Annotated in this window: 6 protein-coding genes; 4 read left to right on the top strand and 2 right to left on the bottom strand. The window is 68.0% G+C overall.

Features of this window, described 5'->3' with window-relative positions; all coding sequences use genetic code 11:
- Positions 1–241: 241 nt before the first annotated feature.
- On the top strand, positions 242–2,023 hold the full coding sequence (locus ACFWP7_RS42210) for an ABC transporter ATP-binding protein (protein ID WP_384393854.1): 1,782 nt from the start codon (positions 242–244) through the stop codon (positions 2,021–2,023).
- Between the two features lie 50 nt (positions 2,024–2,073).
- Here ACFWP7_RS42210 and ACFWP7_RS42205 read toward each other — a convergent pair whose 3' ends face one another.
- Both ACFWP7_RS42205 and ACFWP7_RS42200 read right to left on the bottom strand, forming a co-directional pair.
- Positions 2,074–3,495, bottom strand: coding sequence for an ATP-binding protein (locus ACFWP7_RS42205; RefSeq protein ID WP_384393851.1), 1,422 nt, complete (start codon positions 3,493–3,495; stop codon positions 2,074–2,076).
- On the bottom strand, positions 3,492–4,181 hold the full coding sequence (locus ACFWP7_RS42200) for a response regulator transcription factor (protein ID WP_384393848.1): 690 nt from the start codon (positions 4,179–4,181) through the stop codon (positions 3,492–3,494). The genes ACFWP7_RS42205 and ACFWP7_RS42200 overlap by 4 nt, the downstream gene beginning before the upstream one ends.
- 260 nt (positions 4,182–4,441) lie before the next feature.
- Between ACFWP7_RS42200 and ACFWP7_RS42195 the strand changes: the two genes are divergently transcribed.
- The 3 genes from ACFWP7_RS42195 (at position 4,442) to ACFWP7_RS42185 (ending at position 7,271) form a co-directional block, all read left to right on the top strand.
- The gene (locus ACFWP7_RS42195; RefSeq protein ID WP_384393846.1) at positions 4,442–5,848 is read left to right on the top strand and encodes a ferric reductase-like transmembrane domain-containing protein; all 1,407 of its coding nucleotides are present in this window, start codon (positions 4,442–4,444) and stop codon (positions 5,846–5,848) included.
- A 48-nt stretch (positions 5,849–5,896) separates the two neighbouring features.
- Complete coding sequence (locus ACFWP7_RS42190; protein ID WP_384393843.1) at positions 5,897–6,139, top strand: hypothetical protein; 243 nt, start codon at positions 5,897–5,899, stop codon at positions 6,137–6,139.
- Positions 6,140–6,590: 451 nt separating this feature from the next.
- Positions 6,591–7,271, top strand: a complete 681-nt coding sequence (locus ACFWP7_RS42185) for a class I SAM-dependent methyltransferase (protein ID WP_384393839.1) — start codon at positions 6,591–6,593, stop codon at positions 7,269–7,271.
- Positions 7,272–7,726 lie beyond the last annotated feature (455 nt).

Here is a 7,726-nt window from a genome sequence, read left to right as displayed (position 1 = left end):
CGGCATGGAGCCGCGGACCCGCCTCCCGCATGTCCAAGCCAACCCAGGAGTGGCAGTGGCCTCATACAACGAACAGCAGACGATGCAACTGCGCCTGCCGCAAGCACCTCCCGTACGAGGACGTCACCGCCGCCCCGGCCTTCTGCGCCGCCGCGGCACTCAGACGCTGGTGGGACTGCAACCGCATGCCGCCGCGAGGAGTGCCGACGGCGCCGAGACCGACGGGCCCCCCACGCTCACCATGAGGCAGGCGTTCGCCCGCTTCTGGCCCCTGACAAGGGGCGACCGGCGCTGGCTGGTGCTGATCTGTGTCGGTGTCATCGTCGCCGCACTGTGCGAGACGGCCGCGATCCTGCTGTTCGGCGAACTCACCGACCACGCGCTCCAGAAGGGCTCCCTGAAAGCCTTCTGGGCACCGGCGGACCAGTGGTTGGCTGTCGCGGTCCTCGGTGCCGCCGTCGGGTACGCCGGCAACTCGCTGGCCGTCTGGACAGCGGAGCGTTTCGTCATGCGTCTGCGGGCTCACATCTTCGGGCACGTGCAGGACCTGCCGCCCGACTTCTTCCAGAGACACCGCCAGGGCGACCTGCTGGAGCGGCTGACAGGGGACGTCGAGTCCATCGAGGAAATGGTCGTCTCCGGCGTCGTCGGTATCGTCTCAGCCGTCTTCAACGTCGTACTGTTCTCGGCCGCCGCCCTGTGGCTGCGCTGGGACCTGGCACTGGCAACTTTCCTGCTCGCACCGGTCCTGTGGCTCACGGCCCGGAAGTTCTCCGCCCCCATCAAGGCCGTTGCCCGTGAGGAACGTGTCGCCGACGGAGCCATCACCTCGGTCGTCGAGGAGGCGCTCGGCAACGTGGTGCTCACTCAGGCCTACAACCGGAAGAACGCCGAGGAGAAGCGGTTGCGCCGTGAGGCTCGTGCGTGGATGCGGGCCTCGGTGACCGGTGCCCGCATGAGCGAACTCTACGAGCAGGCCGTCGAGGTCCTTGAGACGGTGTGCGTCCTTGGTGTGATCGGGCTGGGCGCCTGGGAAATCTCCCACGGCCGCATGACCCTCGGCCAACTCCTGTCCTTCGCCGCCTTTCTGGGCTACCTGTACCCCCCACTGCGCAGCCTCGGCCAACTGGGCCTGACCATCAGCGCAGCCACCGCCGGCGCCGAACGACTGCTGGACATCCTCGACACACAGCCCGCCGTCAGTGACCCCCCGAAGCACCAGGCCGTCACACCGTGGCGCGTGCACGGCATGGTGCAGCTCGACCGCGTCGGCTTCAGCTACCCCGGACAGGAAGCGCCCGCTCTCAGCGACGTGTCCCTCACCGCCGGACCCGGTGAGTTCATCGTGGTCACCGGCCCCAGCGGCGCGGGAAAGTCCACCATCGCCAAACTGCTCCTGCGCTTCTACGACCCCACCGCCGGAAGCATCCATCTCGACGGAGTCGACCTGAATACCGTTGGGCTGTCGTTCCTGCGTGAGAACGTCACTCTGCTGCCCCAGAAGACCCTCATCCTGCACGAGACCATTCACGAGAACATCGCCTGCGGACGTCCCGGTGCCACCGACCGGGAGGTCGAGCACGCGGCCCGCGCCGCTGCCGCCCACGACTTCGTCATCGCGCTGCCGGACGGCTACGGCACCCACATCGATCCCCACACAGCCCAGCTCTCCGGCGGTCAGCTGCAGCGCATCGCGATCGCCCGGGCGATGCTTCGTGACGCACCCGTACTGATCCTCGACGAGCCCACCACCGGACTTGACGCCCTGGCAGCCCGTCGTGTGATCGGCCCGCTGCGCCAGCTGATGTCCGGCCGCACCACCGTCATGATCACCCATGACCTGCAACTGGCTCCCCAGGCCGACCGCATCGTGGTGCTCAACAACGGTCAGGTGGTGGAAACCGGAACACATCACGAGCTCCTCGCCCACCGAGGCGTCTATGCGGAACTACACGGAGCACCCCACGGTGTCCGGCTCAAAAAGACAGAACCCGCCGGGGCCCCCTCCGGCGAATCCACGTGATGAGTGTGCCGCGACCGCCCCACGCCTCTGGATGCATGACCCAAAGGCACCTACCTCCGCCGGGAGTGCGCCGGGGGAGTGCTGTGGGCGGGGGAACCGGCGGTCCGGTGCAGTTGGATGGTCAGCGTCGCCCGGAGTCCTCCGCCATCGGCGTCTCCCAGGGTCAGCGCCCCGCCGTGCAGCTCGGCTTGTTGTTGCACGAGGGCCAGCCCGAGACCGGAGCCGTGGCTGCGTGGCCTGCGGCCCCGTGCGAAGCGTTCCTTGACGGCTTCGCGCTCGTCCGAGGGAATGCCGGGCCCGTCGTCGATGACGGAGATGAAGGCCTGTGAGGAGTCCCACGTCAGCGACACGTGAACCTGGCCCTGGGGTTGTCGCCCGTGCAGGGCCGCATTGTTGAGCAGGTTGTCCACGGCCATGCGCAGTCCGGCCGGCCAGCCCTGGACGCGTGGAACGCCACCGGTGGCGATGGACGTGCTGTACGTGGTCAGCGGATGCCGGTGCTGAGCGTGACGTACCGCCTCGTCGAGCAGTGCGGGCAGGTCCACCGTGGCGCGCGGAGGCAGCGCACCGGCATCACCTCGGGCGAGAATCTGCAGCCCCTCCAGCAGTACCGTGATCCGGCGATGCTCCATGACCATGGCATCGAGGGCCTCCTGCCGGTGGGCAGCGGGCAGATGGGGATTGCGCTGCAGGGTTTCGAGGTTCATGCCGATGGTGGTGAGCGGGGTGCGCAGTTCGTGTCCCGCGTCAGCGGTGAAACGGCGGGTGGCGTGCATGCTCGTCTGCAGCTGGGCCAGCATGCGATTGAGGGATGCGGACAAGTCCGCCACCTCCTGCGGCCGGGTGACCGTCGGGAGTTGCTGATGGGTGTCGGCGGCACGGATCCGATGCGCTCCGGTGCGCAGTCGTTGCAGAGGCTGCAGGATCATCCGAGTGATCAGCCACACGCCGCCCGCGGCGATCAACATGGACAGTGCGGCGACGCCGGCCACGATGCGCGTGTTGTCGGCCAGCCGCTGCTCGATGGGGCCGAGGTCCTGGAGCACTTGAAGGCGTTCGTCGGAGTCGTCCTTGAGGGGTTGCACGAAGGACCGCCAGGACTGGCCGCCGACGCGGACGGTGCTCAGGCCGTCCGATGTGGGGACGGGAATGTCAGCCGTGGGCTGATCACCGCGCTGGGTGATGATCTCGTCCCCGGAGACGAGCCGGACCAGGGACTGGCTGCCGACCAGCAGGCCGCCGTAGTCGTCACTGCCGGGACTGTCCGCCCCGTTTCCTTGCGACAACAGCTTGTCGGCGTCCCCCTGCACCTTGTCGGCACGGGCGGTGAGCTGTCGGTCGACGTCGGTACGGTCACGGTGGTCGATGCGGTCCACGATGACGAGGCCGGCGACGCCGACCACGAGCACCACCAGGAGAGCGACACTCGCGGTGATCTGTGAGCGCAGGCTGCGCGGCAGGGGGAGCCTCATGTCCGCAGCGCGAATCCGACGCCGCGCACCGTCTGCAGGATCCGCTTCTCGCCGCCCGCTTCGAGTTTCCTGCGGAGATAGCCGATGAAGACGTCGACCACATTGGTGTCCACGTCCCAGGTATATCCCCACACCTGCTCCAGCAGCTGGGCGCGGCTCAGGACCTGCCCCGGACGCTGGGCGAGCGTCACCAGAAGATCGAATTCACGTGTGGTGAGGCCCAGCTCACGACCGGCGCGGGTCGCCTCCCGGCGGGCGGGCTCGATGGTGAGGTCCCCCAGCAGGAGAGGGCGCTGTTGGCTGCTTTCGTGCAGGCGGACCAGGGCGTGCAGCCGGGCGGCGAGCTCGGCGACCGAGAACGGCTTGACCACGTAGTCGTCGGCGCCGGCCGCCAGTCCTGCCACCCGGTCGTCGACCTCGTCGCGTGCGGAGAGCATGCACACCGGAATCGTGCGACCTTGCAGTCGCATACGACGTACCGCCTCCACGCCGCTGATGCCGGGCATGACGACATCCAGCAGGACGACCGAGGGCAGCTGTGTGGTGATCGACTCCAGGCCGGACTCCCCGTCCGCAGCCTCGTGGACGTCGAAGCCCTCGACGGACAGTCCCAGCCGCAGGGCCTGGCGGACGCCCTGGTCATCGTCCACGACAAGCACCAGCGGCTTTCGCCGGGAAACTGACATCGCCCCTCACTTTCCGTGCTGGGCCGGACACCCGAGCCGTAGGGCGATTGCGGATCACGGGACCTGGACGAAAAGGACGGGCCCGTCTGAACCACCCGCGAACAGGATGCCCGATCATTCACAAAACAGATTAAGAACGGGTGAGCCCCCATCGCTGCCTGCGCCTTCTTAAAGGCGCCACAAAAATGCCCTCCACTCTGGTCATCGAAGCGCCCAGCAGGGTGCTCTCAGCCCCGTCACTTGTCTGAGGGAAGCCACTGATGACCACATCCGACACGGCGGCCGCCGGCCACCGAAGGTCGCCCGCGCCGCGCCGCGGCGCCCTCCGGTTCGGCTTTGCCGACCTGCTGGGCCCGGCCGCCATCGCCTCAGTGGTCGCCGTCGTATTCATCTGGATCCGCAACCAGGGCCTGCTGAGCCTGACCACCGTGGACACCGCCGTCGGATCGCTCGGCCTGCTCACCGGACTGGTCTCTGCCGATCTGATGCTGCTCCAGGTCGTGCTCCTGGCCCGGATCCCCTGGGTCGAGCGGTCCTGGGGCCACGACCTGCTCACCAGGCGGCACCGCTGGATCGGCTTCGCCTCGTTCTGGCTGATGACGGCGCACGTCGTCCTCTTCGCCGTGCAGCGCATCTCCCGAGACCCGGCCGCCGCCCTGGACGAAATGTGGCAGCTCTTCGTCACCGACCCGTGGATGCTGTTCGCCACGATCGGCACCATCGCCGTGATCATGGTGGTCGTCACCTCGGTCCGGGCTGCCCGCCGCAGGCTCCGCTACGAGTCCTGGCACCTTCTGCACCTGTACGCCTATCTGGGTGTCGCCTTCACCTTCCCGCACATGCTGGAGGACGGAGCCGACTTCCATGAGTCCTGGGCCCGCGCCTACTGGTGGACCCTGTATCTGTTCGCCGCCGGCGTCACCGTCCTCTACCGGCTGGGCTGGCCCGCCTGGCGATCCCTGTATCACCGCCTGCGTGTGGCAGAGGTTCGTCCCGAGGGGCCAGGGATCTTCTCCGTCACCATGCGCGGACACCGGCTGGACAGGCTGCGCACCGAGTCCGGACAGTTCTTCATCTGGCGCTTCCTTGACGGCCCGGGCTGGTCCCGCGGCAATCCGTACACCCTCTCCGCGGCACCCACGGCCGACCGTCTGAGGATCACGGTGAAGATCGCCGGAGACGGAAGCGAGCGCCAAGCCCGGCTCAGTCCCGGCACCCGCGTACTGATCGAAGGCCCGTACGGCACCCTCACGGCACGGCAGCGCAGCCACCCCCGGATGCTCATGATCGCCGCCGGGATCGGTGTCACCCCCATGCGCGCCCTGCTTGAGGACACCCCCTACGCCCCTGGGGAAGCCGTCCTCCTCTACCGCTACACCGAAGCCGAACATGCCGTGTTCGCCGACGAACTCCGGGAGCTCGCCGGTCGGCGCGGTGTCGAACTGCACTTCATGCCCGGCCCCCGCCGCACCGACGACTCGTGGCTGCCGGCGGGCGTCGACACCCACGCCGATGACGCCGAAGTGCTCAAGGAACTCGTCTCGGACGTCGCCCACCGCGATGTCTACGTCTGCGGTCCGCCTGCCTGGCTCTCAGCGGTCCGCAAGGCAGCCAGGGCCGCCGGTGTGCATCGAGACAGTCTGCACACCGAGGAATTCGCCTGGTAACCCGGCAACACCCGTCAATCGCACTTCTCACACATCACAGGAGTAATCATGCGCCGCATCACGCTTTGGCTCACCGCCACGCTCGCCGTCAGCGCCCTTCTCTTCGCCTACCAGCTCAACCTTTCGGGGAGCGGGGCGAAGGGAGGCGAAACCAGGAACGAGGAGCCCGTCGCGACGGCCCCTGCCAGTCCGGGCACCGACGCGTCCGCAACCCCGGCCGATCAGGCAAAGGCCGGGGACGGCACGCCGGGCGACGGCGAGCATGTCGGCAAGCCGGGCGAGAACAAGTAGTCCCCTCCCTGCCGGGAACATCCTCCGCTGCTGGGATCGCCCTCGACCGACCGACCGACCGGACGGTCCCGGCAACCCGCCCTCCCGAGTCACCTCTTGGACCGGGACGGCCATGCACCACCTGCACACCCACCTGCGACGCACAAACAGCCGACGGCCTTGCGGCTGAGTTCAGCAACCTTGGCCCCGCCCGCCGCTGCCCATTCCTCACGCGGCGCATCTTCCCGCGGAGCGCACCGTCGGCGCGTCCACCCGCAGAGCACACCGCTGGTGACGCGATGCCATGGCGGGCCATTTGGGCCGGACCACGAGCACGAAACCCCAACCCCTCTGTTTTCAGCGGTCTTGCTCGTACCGCGGTCTGCGCTGAAGAGCTTGTCACCAGCGCGCTGCCACCGAACATTCCTCAGCTTCAATCCACTCTGTTCATCAGCAAGGCGAAGGTGCCCACGTGACGACCCCCACCGCATCGGCCGCAAGGGCAGAAGCCCTGGCCTTTCTCCGGCAGTTCACCCGAACCGCGAAAATGACGGGATCCATCACGCCCAGCGGGGCCGCCCTGTGCCGCGCTCTCACCCGTCACATCCAACCCGGCAGCCCACACCAGCCGCGCGCCGTACTGGAAGTCGGACCGGGAACCGGAGCCGTCACCCGCCACCTCGCGCCCCGCCTCGGCCCGCACGACACACTCGAACTCGTCGAGGCCAACGGCCCGTTCGTCGACCACCTGGCCGCGGCCCTCCAGCACGACACACGACTGGCCGCCATCGCCCACCGCACCCGCCTGCACCACGGCCTCATCCAGGACCAGCAACTCGGCCACTACGACAACATCGTGTGCGGACTGCCCTTCGCCAACCTCCCGCCCGCACAGATCGAAACCGTCGTCCGCCAACTCCTGGCGTCACTCAGGCCCGGCGGCCGGCTCTCCTTCTTCAGCTACATCGGAGGCGGCGCCATACAGCGCGTCCATCCCAGGCAGGCCCTCTCCCGGCACGCACTGCGTGAGGCCACCGCCCCGCACGTGGTGGGCAGCGAGATCGTCCTCTCCAACCTGCCACCCGCCTACGTCCATCACCTCCTGGCACCCACCCCGGCCACCTGCCACTGCGGAGCGCTCCCGCGGGCCTGAAGAGCCGAGGCGCTCCCCGGGTGTTGGGTCTGTTCGACGGGCGCTGCCGACGGCCGACGCGGCTGCCTGCCGCGGGGCTGCGTAAGCTCCCCGCGCGGTGAATCTGACACGTTCCCCGATGCCGTCGATGTCGCTGCGCAGACATGGCTGGAGGCGGTCACCACTTCTCCAAGGGGCTCCGCCCTGCGGATCAGTGGACGATCTTCACTCCGTGAGCTCGGCGGCCGTTGAGAGCCTCTTTCTCCGCCCGGGGCCGAACAGCAGGCCGCGACAGACGCCCAACACCCTGTTTCGGGTCCCGTGCCGACGGAGGTATTCGGCAATTCGCTGTGGGAGATGCGCAATTAGTGTGCAGGCTCTAATCGTCTGAATTTTCTTATGGCGCCCTCAATAAGTCGGCCTAACGAGCTCGTGCATGGTTGGCGGTGAGACGTTGAGCTCTTGATCGTTGATCA

Origin of the sequence: Streptomyces sp. NPDC058470, from assembly GCF_042721055.1 — a bacterium.
Lineage (GTDB): Bacteria > Actinomycetota > Actinomycetes > Streptomycetales > Streptomycetaceae > Streptomyces.
This window is presented reverse-complemented; position numbering and strand designations above follow the sequence as displayed.

Coding starts and splice junctions, on each gene's coding strand:
- ACFWP7_RS42210 (WP_384393854.1), top strand. CDS start 242: ATGAGGCAGGCGTTCGCCCGCTTCTGGCCCCTGACAAGGGGCGACCGG.
- ACFWP7_RS42205 (WP_384393851.1), bottom strand. CDS start 3,495: ATGAGGCTCCCCCTGCCGCGCAGCCTGCGCTCACAGATCACCGCGAGT.
- ACFWP7_RS42200 (WP_384393848.1), bottom strand. CDS start 4,181: ATGTCAGTTTCCCGGCGAAAGCCGCTGGTGCTTGTCGTGGACGATGAC.
- ACFWP7_RS42195 (WP_384393846.1), top strand. CDS start 4,442: ATGACCACATCCGACACGGCGGCCGCCGGCCACCGAAGGTCGCCCGCG.
- ACFWP7_RS42190 (WP_384393843.1), top strand. CDS start 5,897: ATGCGCCGCATCACGCTTTGGCTCACCGCCACGCTCGCCGTCAGCGCC.